At 46.8% G+C, this 20,987-nt stretch carries 9 protein-coding genes; 8 read left to right on the top strand and 1 reads right to left on the bottom strand.

The annotated features are described in order from the left end of the window. Positions 1-8 precede the first annotated feature (8 nt). From thyA to V7Q33_RS14585, 8 genes are all read left to right on the top strand, one after another. Positions 9-803, top strand: a complete 795-nt coding sequence (thyA, locus tag V7Q33_RS14550) for a thymidylate synthase (protein WP_333820291.1) — start codon at positions 9-11, stop codon at positions 801-803. 117 nt (positions 804-920) lie between these two features. Next, positions 921-1,382: a hypothetical protein gene (locus V7Q33_RS14555; RefSeq protein WP_333820292.1), complete on the top strand. Its 462-nt coding sequence runs from the start codon at positions 921-923 to the stop codon at positions 1,380-1,382. Positions 1,383-1,492: 110 nt separating this feature from the next. After that, complete coding sequence (locus V7Q33_RS14560) at positions 1,493-4,021, top strand: PIG-L family deacetylase (RefSeq protein ID WP_333820293.1); 2,529 nt, start codon at positions 1,493-1,495, stop codon at positions 4,019-4,021. 41 nt (positions 4,022-4,062) lie between these two features. Further along, positions 4,063-4,185, top strand: a complete 123-nt coding sequence (locus V7Q33_RS14565; RefSeq protein ID WP_331977372.1) for a hypothetical protein — start codon at positions 4,063-4,065, stop codon at positions 4,183-4,185. Beyond that, the gene (locus V7Q33_RS14570) at positions 4,182-5,873 is read left to right on the top strand and encodes a sodium:solute symporter (RefSeq protein ID WP_333820294.1); all 1,692 of its coding nucleotides are present in this window, start codon (positions 4,182-4,184) and stop codon (positions 5,871-5,873) included. The genes V7Q33_RS14565 and V7Q33_RS14570 overlap by 4 nt, the downstream gene beginning before the upstream one ends. 217 nt (positions 5,874-6,090) lie before the next feature. Then, positions 6,091-8,523, top strand: a complete 2,433-nt coding sequence (locus tag V7Q33_RS14575) for an ABC transporter permease (protein ID WP_333820295.1) — start codon at positions 6,091-6,093, stop codon at positions 8,521-8,523. 329 nt (positions 8,524-8,852) lie between these two features. Next, positions 8,853-16,784: an Ig-like domain-containing protein gene (locus tag V7Q33_RS14580; protein ID WP_333820296.1), complete on the top strand. Its 7,932-nt coding sequence runs from the start codon at positions 8,853-8,855 to the stop codon at positions 16,782-16,784. Between the two features lie 285 nt (positions 16,785-17,069). Beyond that, the gene (locus V7Q33_RS14585; protein ID WP_333820297.1) at positions 17,070-19,508 is read left to right on the top strand and encodes a serine hydrolase; all 2,439 of its coding nucleotides are present in this window, start codon (positions 17,070-17,072) and stop codon (positions 19,506-19,508) included. An 83-nt stretch (positions 19,509-19,591) separates the two neighbouring features. On the opposite strand, the gene hemN is transcribed toward V7Q33_RS14585, so the two are convergent. Continuing rightward, complete coding sequence (hemN, locus tag V7Q33_RS14590) at positions 19,592-20,968, bottom strand: oxygen-independent coproporphyrinogen III oxidase (protein WP_333820298.1); 1,377 nt, start codon at positions 20,966-20,968, stop codon at positions 19,592-19,594. Between the last annotated feature and the right edge of the window lie 19 nt (positions 20,969-20,987).

Here is a 20,987-nt window from a genome sequence, read left to right on the forward strand (position 1 = left end):
ACGAACCTATGAAGCAGTATCTCGACCTGATGAAAGACATCCTCGAAAACGGGGCCAGCAAAACCGATCGCACCGGAACCGGAACCTTGTCAGTCTTCGGCAGGCAAATGCGATTCGATCTCTCGCAGGGATTTCCATTGGTAACAACCAAGAAACTGCACCTTCGTTCGATCATTTATGAATTACTGTGGTTTCTGAACGGCGATACGAACATCAAGTACCTGAACGACAATGGTGTTACAATCTGGGATGAATGGGCTGATGAAAACGGTGAACTGGGGCCGGTATATGGTCATCAGTGGAGAAGCTGGCCGGCACCGGATGGAATACAAATTGACCAGATCACCCAGGTGATTAACCAGATCAAACAGAAACCGGATTCCCGCAGACATATTGTTACCGCATGGAACCCGGCTGAGGTAGACAAGATGGCCTTGCCTCCATGCCACGCGCTGTTTCAGTTTTATGTAGCCGAGGGAAAACTTTCCTGTCAGTTATACCAGCGCAGCGCTGATTTCTTTCTGGGTGTTCCATTCAACATTGCTTCCTACGCATTGATGACGTATATGTTTGCACAACAATGCGATCTCGAACCTGGTGATTTTGTATGGACCGGTGGCGATGTGCATCTATATACCAATCATATTGAGCAGGCGCGTTTGCAGTTATCACGCAAGCCGTATGCATTACCAACGTTGAACATCAAAAGAAAACCGGCTTCTATATTCGAATATCAGTTCGAAGACTTCGAAATACTCAACTACCAGGCGCATCCATCCATCAAAGCACCTATTGCTGTCTAGAAGCCGTTATCGGTTACACGTTAACAGTTAATACGAATAACGATTAACCTGTAACGATTAATCTAATTGCTAGCAACTTGCTGCTATTTATCGTATCTTGGTATAGGATCGTTTCTTATGAAATTATTCTATACCCTCCTGTTTATCGCTTCGCTGGCAACAGACGATATTCCTTTCAAACCAAAGGAAGAGTTTGATATTAACCTTGATTTCAAATTTAAAGTACGGGCCAGCGATCACTCACAAGTATATACTTCCGATAATGGGGGAGGGAATAATTCTTCAGGCCCGTTGCCATATCTGCATCTTGATCTCCACATCGTAAAGCTGACCCCGGATGAAGTGCGTGTCAGGATTCAGAATAATAAAGACCAGGTTGTTATTTCCCGTAAGGTTGTAGCGGGTGACGTTATCAACCTGGACATGGGCTATACCGATGATATTAAAGGCAGAGTTACAGAACATGAATATACCGTTTACTTCCTGAGCAAGGATAAGAAGCCCGTCAGTCGTATTGTAATTTACTTTCAGGAAGACGGCACATTCCTCGTTAACGGCGAGAAACGCGGTCGTGTTTAACGTTTACCGAATCCTTTAGCCGCCTCTCTGCATCCAGTCTATCCTCTCCTGTAAGGACATGTTTGTTTTCATTTTTTTGATGTTAATTCGCACAAACGATACAGTTGAAAATGAGAAGACTTGTCCTTTGCTTTCTGATACTTCCGTCCATTGCCTTTTCTCAGGGAAACACACAGCCGGATGCAGCACGCATCAAGCTCAAACTGAAGAAGCTGAATGTTTTAACGTCTGTGCTATATATGGCAGCACACCCGGACGATGAGAATACACGCATCATTACCTATCTCTCCAATGATTACCTGGCCACCACAGGCTATCTTTCACTAACGCGTGGGGATGGCGGTCAGAACCTGATCGGTCCGGAGATTCGCGATCAGCTCGGTCTTATCCGTACACAGGAGTTGCTTGCTGCCAGACGCATTGATGGCGGACAACAATTTTTTACGCGTGCCAACGACTTCGGCTTTTCAAAATCAGCCGATGAAACTTTTCATATCTGGAATAAAGACGAAGTGCTTTCGGATGTAGTAAAGATATTCCGGCAATATCAGCCCGATGTAATCATCACACGCTTCCCTCCGGACGAACGTGCCGGCCACGGGCACCATACGGCATCGGCTATCCTCGCACAGGAGGCGTTTGATCTGGCGGCTTCAAAAGATATATACCCGGAGCAACTGAAAGACCTGGCAGTATGGCAACCCCGGAGATTATATACCAACACAGGCCGCTGGTGGAATACCAGTATAAATGAATCGACACCCGGTGTGGTTACCCTGCACGTAGGTGGATATAGTCCGTTGCTGGGACAGTCGTATACTGAAATAGCAGGACTCAGTCGCAGTCAACACAAGAGCCAGGGATTTGGCACCGCGGGTACACGCGGAGATCAACCTGAGTTTCTTGAATATGTGAAAGGCGCGAAGGCTGAGAAAAATATATTTGAAGGCATCAACACTACGTGGAGTCGTGTGAAAGGCGGAGAGAAAATTCAGCCGCTGATAACAAGAGCCATCCAGGATTTTAATGAAGAGAATCCTGCTGCAAGCGTAACTATACTATTACAAATACGAAAGGCAATTGCTGCGTTAGAGCCCGGTATATGGAGAACGCGCAAACTGCAGGAAGTGGAGCAACTCCTCATCGATTGCCTGGGACTATACATAGACGTAACAGCCGATAAATACTATGTTGCTCCCGGACAGCAAGTAGTGGCTTCCATAGAGTTGGTGAATCGCTCCGGTATCCCCGTTACCGTTAACCGTATGGAAGCAAAAGATATAGCCGTTGATTCTGCTACATCCATTGTGCTTACCGATAATATACCTGTACAACTTCGCTATAAACGTTTGGTGCAGCAGGGTGAACCGTATTCTTCTCCTTATTGGCTGAATGAAAAGCATAGTGTTGGCCTTTTTACCGTAACTGATAAAAACCTGATCGGCAAGCCGGAGAATGATCCTGCTGTATCGATGATATTTGCCATCACTATCGCCGGTGAACAACTTCACGTAACGCGCCCCCTTCGCTATAAATGGACAGATCCTGCAAAAGGAGAATTGACAAGGCCGTTTGAAATTGTGCCGCCCGTATTTGTAAACCTCAGCAGCAGCGTGGTGATCTTCCATGATGCCTCACCGCAGGAAGTTACTGTAACCGTGAAGTCAGCAAGCGATGCACGGGTAACCGGCACGTTGCAGCTGGAGTTGCCTGTGGGCTGGAGAACGGAGCCTGCTTCGATTGCTGTAGAGCTTCGCGAACGTGGTGAAGAACAGGTGAAGACATTCCAGGTATATCCGTCATCGCATGAAGAAACCGGTGTGCTGAAAGCCGTGGTATCGCTGGATGGCGCGGGCTCGTTCGACAGAAGTATACAGACCATCAGTTACGATCATATCCCTACTCAAACACTATTGCCGAAAGCGGAAGCGAAAGTAGTGCGCCTGAACCTGAAGAAAGAAGGCAGCGTGATCGGCTATATCCGCGGAGCGGGTGACGAAATACCATCGGCGTTGCGCTATATGGGCTATACCGTGGTGGAAATGAAGAATGAAGATGTTAACGCCGTAAACCTGAAACGTGTAGATGCCGTAGTAGTAGGAGTGAGGGCGCTCAATACCAATGCACGCATCGGGTTTATCATGCCGGTCTTATTGGAATATGTGAAGAATGGCGGCACCCTGGTAATGCAGTATAATACAAACGAACCGGGACTGAAAAATTTCGCACCGTATAATCTGGAATTGTCACGTGATCGTGTTACCGAAGAAGACGCTGCTGTACGGATATTGAAACCGGATCATCCGGTAGTAAATATACCGAACAAAATTACTGACCAGGATTTTGCCGGCTGGGTACAGGAGCGAGGTTTATATTTCCCCAATAAATGGGACGCTGCATTTGAAGCAATCTTGTCGATGAATGATAAGAACGAATCACCGAAAGACGGAAGCCTGCTGGTAGCGAAGTATGGAAATGGTTACTACGTATATACTTCGCTTTCATTCTTCCGCGAATTGCCAGAAGGTGTGGCCGGTGCCTATAAACTTTTTGTAAACCTGGTTTCGCTTCGCGGACAGCGCGCAGCTGAACCTGCTCCTGAGCAGGCCAACAAAAAACGTAAGAATAAACATACCTGATACCGCTATATATCTTTTCCACCAAACTCGATATATACCTTATGAATTTTACCCCTGATAAGCCGCCGGTTTTTAAAACCTGGCAGCACTGGTACTGGCTTGTGATCGGTGCCATGATCGTGCAAATTATACTCTACTACTGGATAACCCGCACATTTGCATGAACTATCTGGATTGGGTTATACTCTTTGGTACCATCGCATTCATTGTGTTGTATGGAACCTGGCGCACCGCGGGAACACGTAATATAGAAGGATACCTGAAAGGTGATAACACCATGAAGTGGTGGATGATCGGGGTATCCATTATGGCAACACAGGCCAGTGCCATCACTTTTCTCTCCACACCCGGCCAGGCTATAGAAGACGGCATGCGTTTTCTTCAATTTTACTTTGGGTTGCCCATTGCCATGGTTATTATCTCCGTTACGATAGTGCCGATATATTACAAGCTGAAGGTATATACTGCATACGAATACCTGGAGACACGCTTTGACCTGAAAACACGGTTACTGGCAGCTATACTTTTTCTTATTCTGAGAGGACTGTCAGTAGGCATTACGTTGTTTGCGCCGGCACTGGTGTTGTCAACCATATTAGGATGGCCGGTGTCTGTTACTACTATACTGATTGGCTCGCTGGTAATTATCTATGTTGTGTCTGGAGGAACAAAGGCTGTGAGCCTTACACAGCGTCAGCAGATGACGGTGATTATGAGTGGAATGATTCTCGCGGGTATACTTGCTTACGCGATGTTGCCTGCCCATGTATCATTTGGTGATACTATTAATCTGGCAGGCACCCTCGGGAAAATGAACCTGGTAAATCTCGAGTTCAATCCCAACGATCGGTATAACATCTGGTCAGGGCTGATTGCCGGAACATTTTTGTTCCTCTCGTATTTCGGAACCGATCAATCGCAGGTGGCACGTTACCTCGGGGGTGCATCCGTGGCAGAAAGCAGGCTGGGGTTGATCTTCAATGGTCTGTTAAAAATCCCCATGCAATTCATGATCCTGTTCATTGGTGTGATGGTGTTTGTGTTTTATCTTTTTTACCAACCTCCGGTATTTCACAACACGGTATTGAAAGCGCGCGCCTTGCAAACAGAGCAAGGACAGCAGTTAAAGGTATTGGAACAACAGTATGCACAGCTCCATGCAGAGAAGCGAATCGCTGTAGATCAACTGGTAAATGCCATGCATACCGATAATAAAACCGAGGTGGAGACTACGGGTACAAAAGTTCGCGAACTTTATAAACAGGAAACCGCCGTGCGTGATTCTGTAAAATCCACCATTGCCAAAGCCATACCCGGTGCTAAAACACAAGACCGCGACTATATATTTCTCAACTTCGTATTGAATAACCTGCCGAATGGCATCATTGGTTTATTACTGGCGGTAATGTTTTCTGCAGCCATGTCGTCTATGGCGGGAGAACTTAATGCACTGGCTTCCACCACCACCATGGATATATACAAGCGCTCGATCAACAGCACGGCCGATGCTTCGCATTATCTGAAAGCATCGCGTTGGTTCACTGTACTGTGGGCATTGCTAGGGATGGTGTTTGCCATGCTCGCTACCTTTGCAGAAAATTTGATTCAGTTTGTGAATATTGTAGGATCGCTCTTCTATGGAACGATACTCGGTATATTTCTCACAGCATTCTACGCAAAGCGCGTAAAAGCCACTGCCGTCTTCGTTGCAGCACTGCTTGCACAGGGCGTAGTGCTATATTTTTATTTTTTCACTGATATAGCCTTTCTGTTGTATAATATCATTGGTTGTGCTGTAGTGATTGTGACCGGATTGATATTGCAGTTGATTTTAGATTTGAACAATCAGTAATAAATATGTGTACAGTCAGGTGATCGCAGCTGGCTCGTCAACGTTAGAGCATAGATTGTCAGCTGGAAACATCTGACACCACCTCCTTTTTCTCCCGCATCTTACGTGAAGCGTATTGAAACCGCTTGCCGCTAAACCTGCACAACAACAGCTCTTCACAAAATCACCACATTTCCTCGTGGTTTCCGTTATACTTTGCTGTATAATCCCTTAACCTATGCTTCGTAATTTTTTTACTACGGCTTTGCGTAACATTCGCAAGCATACGACTTACTCGATCATCAACTTCATTGGCCTTACGTGTGGAATGGCGTTGTCGTTACTGATCATTTCGTATATCCGGTCAGAGTTGAGCTTTGATTCTTTTCATGCGAAGGCAGACCGTTTATACCGCCTTTCCTATACAGCACCGAATGGGTTGAAACTTGCTTCCTCGCCACCACCCATAGCCCCGGTCATGAAGGATTTCTTCCCGGAGGTAGAAGAAGCTGCCCGTGTATACGGACGAAACGTGAGTATATCCCGGGAAAATAGCAAAGAGTCGTTCGAGGAATCAAATATATACTTTGCCGACTCAGCGCTTATGCAGATGTTTACCATCGATTTTGTAAAGGGTAATCCTGCGAAAGCCCTTACAGAACCTTATACCGTGCTGATCAACGAAGCCATGGCGACTAAATATTTCGGTGATACAGATCCGATAGGAGAGTCGCTGATTTTTGGTGGAAAACATCCGTTTAAAGTTATTGGTGTAGTAAAGGATTTTCCGGAGAACTCGCACCTCCGTTTCAATATGCTGGTGCCATACGAAAGTATGTTTCACCTGGAGAGCGATGCTGTAGCACAGGCTATGCGGGATAACCTCTCCATCAATTTTATTATCAGCCATTCCTATACGTATGTTTTGCTCAAGCCGGGTGCGGATCCGCTCAATGTGAACCGGAACATGGAGGCATTCCTGAAAAAATATGCAAAGCCTAATTTCCTGGTAGGGCAGATCTTCGAACTGATGCCGATAACGGATATACACCTACGCTCTACGTTGTTAGCAGAGCCATCCTCTACCAGCTCGATGACAACAATCTATATATTTTCCGGTGTTGGTATCTTAACACTCATCATTGCCTGCATCAACTATATAAATTTATCTACCGCGCAATCTTTTACACGTATCAAGGAGATTGGTATTCGTAAAGTACTGGGTTCGATGAAGCATCAGCTAATCATACAATTTCTGGCAGAAAGCTTCCTGTTTTGCTTCATTGCCTTTGCACTTTCGTTTGCTGCGTTCTACTTCGCTCTTCCGCTGCTGAATCAATTTACCGGGAAGCAACTGGCGTTTAACCAGGTCGCAGACCGGCCGCTGCTCCTGATTTCGCTTGGCTTACTCATGATGATCACGTTATTGGCTGGAGGATATCCTGCTTATTTTATTACGCAATTCGAATCCATCAATGCACTGAAAGGAGAGAAGACCGGTTATGGAAATCAGTTGTTACGCAGAACACTGGTTGTATTTCAACTGGCGATTGCATGCACGCTGTTGATTGGTTCTATTATGATTGTGAAACAGCTTCGCTACCTGAGTAATCTGCCACTCGGATTTCAACGCGAACACATTATTACGGTGCCGCTGTTCAGTCAGAACCTCAATGGTATATTTGCTGATACCGACTCTACCCTCGCCGGAAAACTGCAAACATTCTGCGATGCAGTAGAAGCACAGACTGGTGTGAAGGGTACATCTTTATCTTCCAATGCACCGGGGCTTGGTGCTATCTATCGCGGCACAATACCGGAAGGGTTTACGCAACAGGATAATCTCTTCATTGCCAACATGGCAATCGACTATACATTTATCGATACGTATGGCATGAAAGTGCTGGCCGGGCGACCGTTCAAACGCGAGCAGGGTACGGATGAAGAAACGGGCTTCATCATCAACGAAACAGCCGTGAAAGAATTTCACTGGAATACACCGGAGAATGCTCTCGGCAAAACACTCATTCGCGAAGGGAAGAAAGGAAAAATTGTAGGCGTTATAGAAGATTTTTATTTCTCTTCGCTTACTACACCCATCGCGGCTATGGTAATGGAAGTAAATCCTGATCAGTTCAATACGCTCAGTATAAAATTTGAAAATGCACACGTACAAAGTACAATTGATAATCTGCGTACGCAGTGGAATGCGCTGTTTCCGGAGAAAACATTCGAGTTTAATTTCCTCGACCAGCAGCTGGATCAACAGTACCAGGACTTTCAGAATTTCGGAAAAATCATTCAGTCTTTTACACTGATCGCTGTGTTGATCTCGTGCCTCGGAGTATATGGACTGGTGTTGTTCGTGGTGCAACGCAAATTCAAGGAAATAGGTGTTCGCAAAGTACTCGGTGCAAGCGTCCTTGGTATACTCAAATTAATTTATGCTGATTTTACATGGCTGCTGTTACTCGGTTTTGCAATATCTGTTCCTATATCTTACTATCTGCTGAATCAATGGCTTACTAACTTTACCTATCATACCGGTATAGATGTGATCACATACATCATCAGCTTTATACTTGTGCTTATTATTGTTATGACAACCATCAGCTACCAAGCCTTGAAAGCATCGTTGGCAAACCCGGTACACTCGCTGCGCATGGAATAATTTTTTATGAGATATAGATCGGTATAGGTGTAGAGCGCGCTACACGGGAGCGTTGTAACGTATATCGATCTATATACTTATTAAACCGTCTTTAAAAAAACTTAAAAAAATAATATCGTTGTGTTGGGTATATAGAAGTACTTTTCTACTTTCAATAGGTGATTCGATCGTTGCTATAATCCACCAAAAATCTTTAGTCGGTTAGAATAAATCGAGTCACGACCCACCGGGTTTATTATCGTTTATGTGAGATGAATTGTTTGCAGGGATTCTGAATACCTGGTGGTACCGCTTTGTCTTTTGTGTAAAACTCTAAATAACCTATACTGATGAAGCATGTGTACTTGTTTCTTCAGCGGTCGGCTTGTGTATGCATGATCGCTATGTGGTTGGCAGCTCTGTCTAACCAGGTGTTGGCTCAGCAACGTGCTGAACTTGAACCCGGTGTATTTCGGATAAAGGTATCCGAAGCACTGGCGCAGCAATTTGAAAGCGCGCGCATGTCAAAGCGTGCAGACAATGTTTTACTTACGGGTATATCTTCCATTGACCTTGCTGCCGTAAAGCACAAGGTGAGCGGCATAAAGCGTCTCTTTCGCGATGGAGGTAAATTTGAAGCAAAGCACCGGAGATACGGTTTACACCTGTGGTATGAGATTGAAATGGATAAAGCCTCGTCCGTGTTATCGGCGATCGCTACTTTCCGATCAATCGAACATATTGTCGGTGCTGAGCCGGTATATAAGAAAGCGATCATTGGTTCGGAGCGGAAAGACTTTGGTCCGGTGCGGGTAGATATAGAGAAGCTCAAGGCATCTCAACCTGTATTGCCCGGACCTTCCAACGATCCGATGTTGAACAGCCAGTGGCACTATAATAATACCGGTCAGGCCGGTGGTACACCTGGCTCCGATATCAGCCTGTTTCAGGCGTGGGGCTTAACTACCGGAAGCTCGAATGTAATTGTAGCCGTAACGGATGGAGGAGCACAGGTAAATCACCCCGATCTGGCGGCGAACATGTGGGTAAACGTGGATGAGGTACCCGGTAACAACGTGGATGATGATAACAACGGCTATGTAGATGATATAAACGGCTACGGCTTTGGTGATAACACGGGTACGATAGCACCGGATGATCATGGTACACACACCAGCGGTACGATTGCTGCTGTAACAAACAATGGTATAGGCGTTGCAGGTATAGCCGGTGGTTCCGGCTCAGGCGATGGTGTACGGATTATGTCATGTGCTGCTTTCGGTGCAAATGCCAATGGTGGTTTTGCCGAGACCTATATATATGGAGCCGACAATGGTGCTGTTATCTCACAGAACAGTTGGGGCTATACCAGTGCCGGTGTATTTGAGCAGGCTGTATTGGATGCTATTGATTACTTTATAGCAGAAGCCGGTAAAGATGCCGATGGTAACCAGGTTGGACCGATGCGCGGTGGCATTGTAATTTTCGCTGCCGGTAACAGCAATAGCGATGCACAATATTATCCCGGTTATTATGCGCCTACCCTGGCCGTTGCAGGCGTTAATAATCAGGATAAGAAAGCATGGTACTCTAACTATGGCAATTGGGTAGATATAGCCGCGCCCGGTGGTGAAACATTCGTTAACAATGATCCAAAAGGTGTATTGAGTACCATCAGTGGTGGTCAGTATGCATTCTTTCAAGGTACATCCATGGCATGTCCGCATGTATCGGGTGTAGCGGCGTTGATTGTATCGAAATTCGGTGGCCCGGGCTTTACTCCGGAAATGTTACGCGGCAGACTAACACAACTGGTAGATGATATCGATGCGGCTGATCCTGACTTTGCAGGATTACTTGGAACGGGTCGCCTGAATGCATTCGCAGCCTTGCAAGAAGATGATGGCGATGCGCCCGCTGCTATTACCGATCTTCATGTTTCTAATGTAACCATCACTTCGGTTACACTGAACTGGACATCGCCGGCTGATCCGGGAAATGGATCGGCATCAGCATACGATATCCGGTACTCAACAGCACCCATTACAGAGGAGAACTTTGCATCGGCAACGGCTGCTGCAAATCCTCCGGTTCCTAAACCAGCCGGTGGTGCTGAAGTATATACCGTTCAGGGTTTAACGGGAGGAACAACGTATTACTTTGCCATCAAATCGGCTGACTTCTTCGGCAATTACGCTGCTATATCCAATGTAGTAGAGCAGACTACCAATTTCCCGCCTGTCATTAGTGTATCGCCAGCAGCGTTGAATGCCAGCTTGCAAACAGCCGATACAGCAACGCAGATATTAACCATCTCCAATAGCGGACAAGGTGATCTAAATTATACCATTGTTACCGATGGGCCCGGTTCATTCCTGTCCGTATCACCCGTTACCGGCACGGTTCCTGCAGGTGGTTCACAAGATATAGCCGTAACGTTTGACGCCAGTGATTTATTAGCAGGATCATATCATCAAAGCCTTGTAATCATGAGCAACGATCCTGCTACGGATACATTGCTGGTGCCGGCCGTGTTGGAGGTAATCAACAATGGTGCTCCTATAGCTTCGGTTTCACCCGACTCACTCGACTTTGGTCAGGTGTTTGAAACCGGTTCGAAAATAAAGAGTATAACCCTTCGCAATGAAGGCTCTGAACCACTCACCATTTCATCCATTACTTCCGATAATACGGATTTTACAACCAGCTTTGCCGGAGCAATTACACTGAACGCGTTTCAGGATACAACAGTACAGGTAACGTATACCGCTACATCGCTGGGCGCATCATTCGGAACCTTAACGATTGTTTCCAACGATTCGGCCCACGTATCCCTGTTTGTATACCTGCGTGGTGAAGGCGTGGTGGCACCGAATATAGAAGTAACCCCAACATCGCTGAGTGCTACACTCAATACCGATAGAACCACAACACAAACACTCAGTATAAAAAATACGGGTGGCAGTACACTCGAGTTTTCAGTGGCTGTATCTACACCTGATAGTGCAACCTCCGTTACCACGGCGAAGACTGTCACCGTACCATCGTCTGGTACAACTGTAGGCAAAGCGGGCGAGAAGAATACTTCTATATTTACAACGTTCCCCAACCAGGTAAAACTGAAAACACCAGGCCAGCTGGCTACTGTAGCCAACGTGCTGATCGTTACACCTGACAATGATGTTAGTGACATCGAAACAATTCTGGATGCTTACGATGATATAGAAGCCGATGTATACCCAAAAGCAAATTTACCTTCGATAACACTGGCGGACCTGGAAGGATACGATGTAGTGTTCACCACCAATAACACACAATGGCTCGCATCGGCAGGAGTAGAGCCTGCTGTAATTGGTGATCTGCTGGCTGATTATGTAGATGCCGGCGGTAAAGTAATCGTGAACCAGTTTGCCTATTCATACGATGCCTGGAAACTCGAAGGACGTTTTATCAATGAGCAGTATGGTCCGTTCACACCTTCTACCAGCGATGAAAATATATCGGTATCACTCGGTAGTATATTGTCACCTGGTCACCCGCTTCTGGAAGGTGTGGCCTCGCTTGATTACAATGGCTTCGTTCAAAATGTAGGCCTTGCGCCAGGAGCTACAGCCGTAGTGGCCTGGAACAATGATGAGCTGCTGTTGGCTGCCAATGCCAACGTAGTAGCGCTTAACATGCTGCCAAGCCTGGGCAATGGCGGGCCGCTCCAATGGTCAGGCGATTTGCCGGCTATATATGAGAATGCCGTGCATTATCTTTCCGGCAGTTCCTTTGTTACGGTTGATCCCAAACAAGGTACAGTAGCACCCGGAGCGCAACTTGATCTCGCGGTAACATTCGATGCCTCCGGATTGGATGCCGGTATATATTATGCATCAATCGATATATCGAATAATGTTCCCAATCACCCGGTAGTAGCGGTTCCCGCAACGCTTACGGTATTGGGACCTGAATTTACCGTGGCACCGGATTCTCTCTACGAAGCGTTAGAGAAAGATCAAACGGCTACCCGTACACTCGTATTATCGAACAATGGTCCTGAAGATCATAATTATACGGTGAGTGTTACCAGTGGTATTGTTACCAGCACGCGCATCGTGAAGTCTGCTTCACCTGCACGCGTGGCAGCAACAGATTCTGCCGCGAAGAAAAAGCAAAACGCGAGTGGACGCAGTGAAGATTCATTCAGCAGTATAAAAGCATTGAACTATCGTGCGGCTGCCAACGGACGGATTGCGCAAGCTTCTGCCATTACAGAATATGCTACCGACTTTGAAGGATTCGCGTTGGGCGATGTAACAGGACAGGATGGTTGGTTCGGACAGTTTGGTAACTGGACCATCACAACAGTCAATCCATTCAGTGGTGCACAACATTTCCGTGGCCTTGCCGATGGATTCGGAACTTCAGGCGCAGTAACGCCAACCGTTCCATTCGGTACAGAAGCGAAATCTACCACTACCATGAAGCTGAACATTCAGGGCACCGGTGTTACCTGGCAGATTGTACCGGAGTCACCCACAGCGGGTCTTGTAAATACACGTATACAATTTGGAGCAGACGGTGTTGTGAGTGCGTTGATCAGCAATGGCTCCGGAGGAGCGGTGTTTGATGCGTTCGGCACAACGCCTTCCGGTTATTTCGATCTTACGATACAGGTTGACCGCGATTCATCATACTTCGATGTATTCATCAACGATGCAAAAGTATATACCGGCCAGGGTTTTACCGGTAACATTGAAGAAGTAGTAATACTTTCCGGAATGGAACAGGCCGGCCCTACATTAGACCTGGATGATATACAGATCATCGATGGTATAAAAGGCGATACGCCGCAATTTATTTCTGTAGCTCCGTCTTTTGGAAATTTACCGGCTGGATCTTCTGTAGAGATCGCCGTGACCTTTAACGCATCGGATCTTGAATTTGGAACCTATGGCGCGAATATACTTTTCGATATAGACGGAACTAAGCTCAACGTGCCGGCAACACTGGCTGTAATAGGCGATCCGAATATATATGTAAGCCCTACTGTATTGCAGGCTACTGTTGATTACAAAGAGGATACGGTAAGAACGTTTACCATTGAGAATACAGGCGGGCAACCGCTCACGTATAACTTGCAGGTAATTGGAGCCGCTACCGATGTTACCAAACTTCCTGCGAAGCCGGTAAGTAAATTTGCCAATTCCGCCAGTGATAAACGTATTGTTACCAAGGTAGAAAAAGACAATACCGCCAGCCGTACCGTTGTAAAGCAGGCTTCTATACAGGTGCTCACCGGTGTGCCATTGCTGGAAGAAAACTTTGAAGAGGCCAGCTTCCCGCCATCCGGCTGGAGTGTTGTAGACAATGCGGGTAACGGTGTTGCCTGGGCATTTGCTGCCGACTATGGTGAATCAAACTATGCCGGCACAGGGGAAGCTGCTACCGCGAGCAGCGATGCCTTTGGCGCTGCAGACTTTGATACAGAGCTGATCACACCCAGCATCAGTACCGCAGGCTATAAAAATATAGCGGTGCAGTATAATGCCAATTACCAGAACTATGCAAACCTGGATTTCCTCGACCTCGATATACAAGTTGATGGCGGTTCATGGATTACGGTATTAAGCTGGAACGAAGATCATGGCACGCTGCGAGAACCCTCCGGTGAATTTGTTACCGTACCGTTAGGGGCTTACCTCAACAGCGCTTCTTCGTTCAGACTGCGTTGGCACTACTATGATCCGAATACCGATGACTATGACTGGTATGCACAGATCGATGATGTTGTAATACTTGGTGATGCACGTGCATGGCTTACTGTGAATCCATCCACCGGAACTATACCGGTGCAGGGAAGTGCACTGATAGAAGCTACATTCGATGCCTCTGATCTTGAAGCCGGATATTATGTAGCCGGTATATTGGTGAACAGCAATGCTGTGATCGATCCGGTAGTAGGCGTTGTAGCGTCATTGTCAGTGCGTGAGCCTGCCGTTATCAGTGTAGAACCGGATTCATTATACCAGGAGCTTCCGGCAGGAGGAACAGCAACGCAGACACTCACCATATCAAACCATGGTCAGAGTGTATTGAAGTATGCTTTCGGAAACACACCTGTGCCTGAAGCAGCGCCTGTATTAAATGTTGCTAAAGAATATAAAGCATTGCTTCATACCCGTACAACTGCATCTGCAGAATCTGTTAATATAAGAAGTGCACAAGCGCTGGTGGCTGCCGGTGCTGTTAAACATGCATCCACTTCACTGTATGCAACAGACTTCGAAGAATTTGCACCGGGTGATATTGACGGACAGGAAGGATGGGAAGGCCAGTGGAGTAACTGGACCATTGAATCTGTAAATCCATTTGAGGGATCGCAACACTTGCGTGGATTAGCAGATGGACTCGGGCAATCACTTGCGTTCTCACCGGTAGTTGCTATTGGAAGTGACCCTGTGTCTTCCACCAGCCTCAGGCTAAATATAGGAGGCAGCGGTGTTACCTGGCAGGTAATTCCACAGTCGCCTACGGCGCAGTTGGTAAATACACGCTTCCAGATAGCGCAGGATGGAACGTTAAGTGCATTGACACAGGATTCAGCAGGCAATGTAGCCTATACACCTATACCCGGTACATTGCCTTCCGGCTACTTTGAATTGCGCATTGATGTGGAACGTGCTACCTCGGTCTTCACGATCTATATAGACGGCACACCAATCTTTACCGGACAGGGCTTTGCCGGCGATATAGAACAGGTAGTATTGTTCTCGCTGATGGAAGCGGCAGGCTCTACATTCGACATGGACAACTTCGCTATATTTGATGGTCCTGCACAGGCACCATGGCTTTCCTACAATCCTAAGTCAGGATATGTACAACCGGGAGAATCAGCCACCATCACGGTAACGTTTAATGCTGCCGATCTCGAAGCCGGATGGTATGCCGATACACTTCATATAGCAAGCAACGATCCGGCACATGCCGTGGTATCTGTACCTGTAGCGCTGAAGGTAATTACCAATCATCCGCCCGTACTGGCACCTATCGATACTGCCGTAGTGGTTGAGCTTGGCAATTTGGATGTAACCTTCACAGCAACGGATGGAGATGGCGATCCGGTTACGGTTGAACTGTACGAGGACTTGTCGTTCATTACACCGGTAAGCTCCGCCAACGGCACCGCTACCTATCGCATCAGCCCGCTGCTCGGCAATGCCGGTGAGTATGATTTGCCGGTTGTGGCTATCGATTCAACAGGAGCAACCGATACAGCTTATTTCCATCTTTCTGTTCTGCCGTATGGTGTAGCGAGCTTTAGCCTGGTAAATATAAAAACAGGACAAGTGCTGTCTACCTTTACTGATTCTGTCCGGATAGATATAGGCGCGTTACAGGATCCGTATAACATTACAATCCGTGCAAATACCAATCCGGCAGCAGTAGGCAGTGTACGCTTCATACAGGATGGTAAAGCAGCCAATCTTCTGAATACACCTCCATACAACTTCAATCCATACTTCCTCTACCAGATGGCGAGCGGCAATCATACACTGCGTGCAAATGCCTATACACGCCTCAATGGTACCGGCACACAAGGTCGCAGCCAGCAGGCTATTATTACGCTGATAAACTCGACAGCCGTAACCGACCTCGATGTAGTGCGAAGCAATGGCATAAAGCTGAGAGATCTTACAGACAGTGCTGTCGTGGATATCAGTCAGCAATACTATAATTCGATCAACATCCGGGCGAACACATTCGGCCCTGCCGTGAAGAGCGTTGTCTTTACCCTCAATGGAAATGTATACCGCACCGATAACAATGTGCCGTATGCGTTGCATGGTAACGGAGCCAATGGCAGCGATACGCCATGGCCTGCTGCACCGGGTATATATACTGTTACCGCCACACCGTATGCATACTTCAATGGTACAGGCGCAGCCGGTATACCCGTCACCGTTACCTTCCGCATAGTGAACGGTACAGCCGGCGCACGCCTGGCACCTCCCGGCTACAGTGACGAAGAAACCGGTGAACCAAACTTGTCAGTACACCCTGTACCGGTAAAAGACGAGCTTACCATACAATTGAAAGGCAAGGCCGAAGGCAACGCAGCACTTACTATACAAAGTACACAAGGTATAGCGCTGTTCAATCACCAGGCCGATGCTAGTGTATTCCGGAACTATAAAGTGAGTACAGCAAAATTAGGCTTGGCTCCCGGAGTATATGTAGTGCAAATTCAGCTTTCCAATGGCAAACGCGAAATCCGCAAGTTTGTGAAGGAATAGTGTATTTGATAGTGGTTAAGTCTAATGGTTTAAAGCCCGCGGTTTCGTCCGCGGGCTTTTTCGTTTGTGTATTATTATCCTGTTAATTGTTACAGTTATTAGTTATCTGTGTAATTCTGTGCGTTCTGTGGGAAATAAATGCATTTTGTACCAACGGAACGCACAGAATAGCACAGATCATTTTAGGGTAACCGCTAATATACTCTTCCTGATAACGATTTAACGTGTAACGGTTAACCGGTAACTATTAACTATATTTACGAGACTAATCCCAAATCCACATCAATGAAAAAACGTATCCTTTCATTTCAACCGGTACACGCAGTTGCCTGTATGCTGCTTTGTGTAGCGATGACTGCAACGTATGCACAGAAAAAGAAACAACCTCCCGTAAAAACCAAACCCGATCCGAATGCTGCGTATGGCAGCGCTTCCTATGCCGGTATACAGGCCGGGCAGTATATCAGAACATGGTTACTGGCCGGACCATTCCTGCTGCGCAACGATACAACCAGCCATCCTGACCGGACGGCACAACAGAAATTTTTTGACGATGACCTCGTCACACAGGTTGTACCGCTGGCTGGCAAGCCTATGCCTCCCGTTGTATATAAAGGCAAACCGGTAGCGTGGAAAACTTATACTTCCGGTGAAGATATAGTGGACTTCGACAAAATATTCAACAAGGCAGATTATGCCTATGCCTATGCACTGGCTGAAATAAAAACGGATTCTGCATTTACTGCCTTTCTCGGGGTAGGCAGCGATGATGCTGTGAAGGTATGGCTGAATGGTAAACTGATTCATAACAACTGGACAGCCCGTGGCGTAACGCCCGATGAGGATTTCATTGAAGTAAATCTGGCAAAAGGCAGTAACCAGTTGCTGATCAAAGTGCAGGATGTAGAAGTCGGCTGGGGATTGGCTGCGAGATTCCTCGATGGGAAAGCGCTCACAGAGCGGCTTATAAAGGCTGCCGGTAGTGGAGACCTGGATGAGATCAATATTTTGTTAAAAGCAAAAACGAATATCAACGGGAAGAACTCGTCAGGGCTTACAGCGCTGATGGCGGCCCGGATCAATGGCCGTGAAGAGGTGGCAAATGTGCTATTACAAAAAGGAGCCTCCGATACTCCGGTTCCTGCAGGTGAGCAACTCGTGGATGGACTATATATCCCTCTGCTTGGAAAAGATATACCGGGCGTTGCTGTGTTGGTGGCAAAAGATGGAAATATACTTTACAAAAAGGCTTTTGGGTATGCCGACGTAAAAGGCAGGAAACCCGTAACCCCGGATACCAAATTCAGAATAGGTTCGATTACCAAGCAATTTACCGCCTGTGCTATTCTGAAGCTGCAGGAAGATGGTAAATTGAAAGTTACAGATAAACTATCCAAATATATACATGACTTTCCGCGTGGCGATGAAGTAACGCTGCATCACCTGCTTACGCATACTTCCGGTATACACAGCTATACCGGTAAAGATGATTTTCTGAAAAGGGTGGTGTCTCCGGTTACAACCGAAGAACTGATCAACTACTTCAAAAATGATCCGTATGATTTTAATCCGGGAGAACAATGGCGCTATAATAACTCCGGGTATTTTCTGCTCGGCTATATTATTGAAAAAGTATCGGGCAAGACCTATGCACAATACCTGAAAGAAACATTCTTTGGTCCGCTGCAGATGACCAACACAGGTGTGCACACCACCTGGGTAAAGCTGGATAAGGAAGCGCTTGGCTACGATAAGAATGGCAACGCCTCGTATACACCGGCATTGAACTGGAACATGGCCTGGGCAGGCGGAGCCGGTGCGCTTTACTCTACCGTGGAAGATTTGTACAAATGGAACGAAGCAGTATTTAATGGCAAGGTATTGGAAGAAAAGAGCCTGAAAGCGGCCTTCACATCGGTTGTTTTAAACGATGGAAAAACTCCTCCGGGTGAATACGGATACGGCTGGGGAATCGGTGACTACCGTGGTGAGCATGTAATCCAGCACAGCGGTGGGTTGCACGGTTTCCTTTCGCAGCTTGCACGCTATACCGAGGAAAACCTCACCGTAGTGATGCTCACCAACGTAGTGCCTGCCGATGCCGTGATGAATCCGAATACCGTAGCAGAATGTTTCCTGTGGCAGAAAATGGATAAGCAAACATCGTATTCAGTACAGCCCGGTGTAAAGGAGGATGTAACGGTATATATCGGCCGCTATGATTTTGGCAGTGGCGCAGTAATGACCATCACAGCCGATGCCGGCAATCTCTATGCCCAGCTCACCGGTCAGCCGCGTTTCCCCATATACCCGTCAGCGCCGGGAGAATATTTTTGGAAAGTAGTGGAAGCCCGTATCAGGTTTGTGAAGAATGATAAAGGCGAAGTAATACACGGCCACTTCACACAGGGTACCTTCACCATAGATGCAAAGAAACTGTCCGAAGAGCCGGTTATATCGCTGGATCAGGCGATCTTCAACGATTATGTAGGCCGGTATAATTATGGTGACAATATTTTTATATCCGTTACCAATGAAGAAGGAAAGCTGTATGCACAGGCAACCGATCAACAGAAGCTTCAGATATTCCCGGTATCCGAAAAGGAATTTGTACTCAAGGAGATGAATGCACGTGTAACCTTTGTGCGCGAGGCCACCGGCAAGATCAGCAAGATGATTGTTGATATAGGCGGTCAGAAGAAAGATGCCCTGCGCGTGGAGTAAGTAAAATATATAGTAATAACAGCCTTGAAATAAAAGAGCCTTATCAGTTGACAAGGCTCTTTGTTTTTTGTGAATGCATTGCGTCAGATCGCTTTGCTGAATATAGCCGACTGATCTTTCTTTTCTTGCCTCATACGTTGATCGAATACCTGGCAGATATTTCGAATAAACGGCTGACCGGCCGTAGTAACACGCAGGCCACCCTCTTCATACAAATATAGTATACCTTCGTTTTCCATAGAGAGTAACGCTTCCAGGATAGGAGGGGTGATAGCCTGCATCCATAGCGTATGGCTTAATTGACCCTGGCAACTGATCTGTTGTATACATTGGCGCATAAGCTGATCTTCTTCTGTGTGGATGTGACCTTTACAGAGGGCTGTGCCGGTAGTTTTAATTGCACCGAGGTATTCTTCTACTGTTTTGATATTCTGAGCATAACCACCACGTGCATCGCTGATCGCTGATGCACCCAGACCAATCAGCAAATCAGTATGAGATGTAGTATAGCCCATAAAATTACGATGCAGGGTCCCCGATACCTGTGCTTTGAACAGAGCATCATGACGCAAGGCAAAGTGATCCATGCCTATATCTGCATAATCGGCCTTGCGAAGTAAGTGCCTGCCAATCTCATACAAATGTCTCTTCAATGCCGGTGATGGCAGATCGGCTTCACTGTAACCGCGTTGTCCCGGTTTCAGCCAGGGTACATGTGCATAGCTATAAAATGCAATCCGGTCGGGACGCAGCGTCAATATCCTTTCAATGGTATCAGAAACCGTGAAGGGCGTTTGAAAGGGAAGTCCATAGACAAGATCGAAGCTCACCGACTCGTATCCTATAGCACGGGCTTTTTCCGTAGCACACAGCAGATTTTCAAAAGGCTGTATGCGATGAATGGTTTGCTGTACTTTAGGATCGAGATCCTGCACACCAAAACTCACACGCGTAAAGCCCAGATCAAATAAAGTCTGAAGATGTTCTGCGGTGGTGTTGTTAGGGTGCCCTTCAAAACTGAACGCGAAGTCATCATGTATGGCAGTGCCTTCCAGGAGGTAAGAGATCAGCCATCGCAAATTTTCAGCGCGGAAGAATGTAGGGGTTCCACCGCCCAGGTGAAGTTCACGAATCACAGGTTTACCGCCCATGATCAATTTATAGTGTTCCCATTCTTTCAAAATCGCCTGTATATAGGGAATCTCTACCGCGTGATTTTTGGTGATGCGTGTATTGCACGCGCAATAAGTACAAAGACTTTCGCAGAAAGGCAGGTGTATATATATACTGATGCCCTCTGTGTGGTTCGTGGCATCAAACGACTTTCGTACGGCTTGTATCCATTGTTCCTGTGAAAACGAAGCCGTATCCCAATACGGAACGGTAGGATAACTGGTATACCGTGGTGTGGGAATATCGTACTTCCTGAGGAGTTGGGCCGGAGATAAAGAATTAATCATGCCCCGAATTACACTTTTT

It is taken from the genome of Ohtaekwangia sp. (assembly GCF_036786105.1).
In the GTDB taxonomy this organism is placed as follows: domain Bacteria; phylum Bacteroidota; class Bacteroidia; order Cytophagales; family Cyclobacteriaceae; genus Ohtaekwangia.

Coding starts and splice junctions, on each gene's coding strand:
- V7Q33_RS14575 (WP_333820295.1), top strand. CDS start 6,091: ATGCTTCGTAATTTTTTTACTACGGCTTTGCGTAACATTCGCAAGCAT.
- V7Q33_RS14580 (WP_333820296.1), top strand. CDS start 8,853: ATGAAGCATGTGTACTTGTTTCTTCAGCGGTCGGCTTGTGTATGCATG.
- hemN (WP_333820298.1), bottom strand. CDS start 20,968: ATGATTAATTCTTTATCTCCGGCCCAACTCCTCAGGAAGTACGATATT.
- V7Q33_RS14570 (WP_333820294.1), top strand. CDS start 4,182: ATGAACTATCTGGATTGGGTTATACTCTTTGGTACCATCGCATTCATT.
- V7Q33_RS14560 (WP_333820293.1), top strand. CDS start 1,493: ATGAGAAGACTTGTCCTTTGCTTTCTGATACTTCCGTCCATTGCCTTT.
- thyA (WP_333820291.1), top strand. CDS start 9: ATGAAGCAGTATCTCGACCTGATGAAAGACATCCTCGAAAACGGGGCC.
- V7Q33_RS14565 (WP_331977372.1), top strand. CDS start 4,063: ATGAATTTTACCCCTGATAAGCCGCCGGTTTTTAAAACCTGGCAGCAC.
- V7Q33_RS14585 (WP_333820297.1), top strand. CDS start 17,070: ATGAAAAAACGTATCCTTTCATTTCAACCGGTACACGCAGTTGCCTGT.
- V7Q33_RS14555 (WP_333820292.1), top strand. CDS start 921: ATGAAATTATTCTATACCCTCCTGTTTATCGCTTCGCTGGCAACAGAC.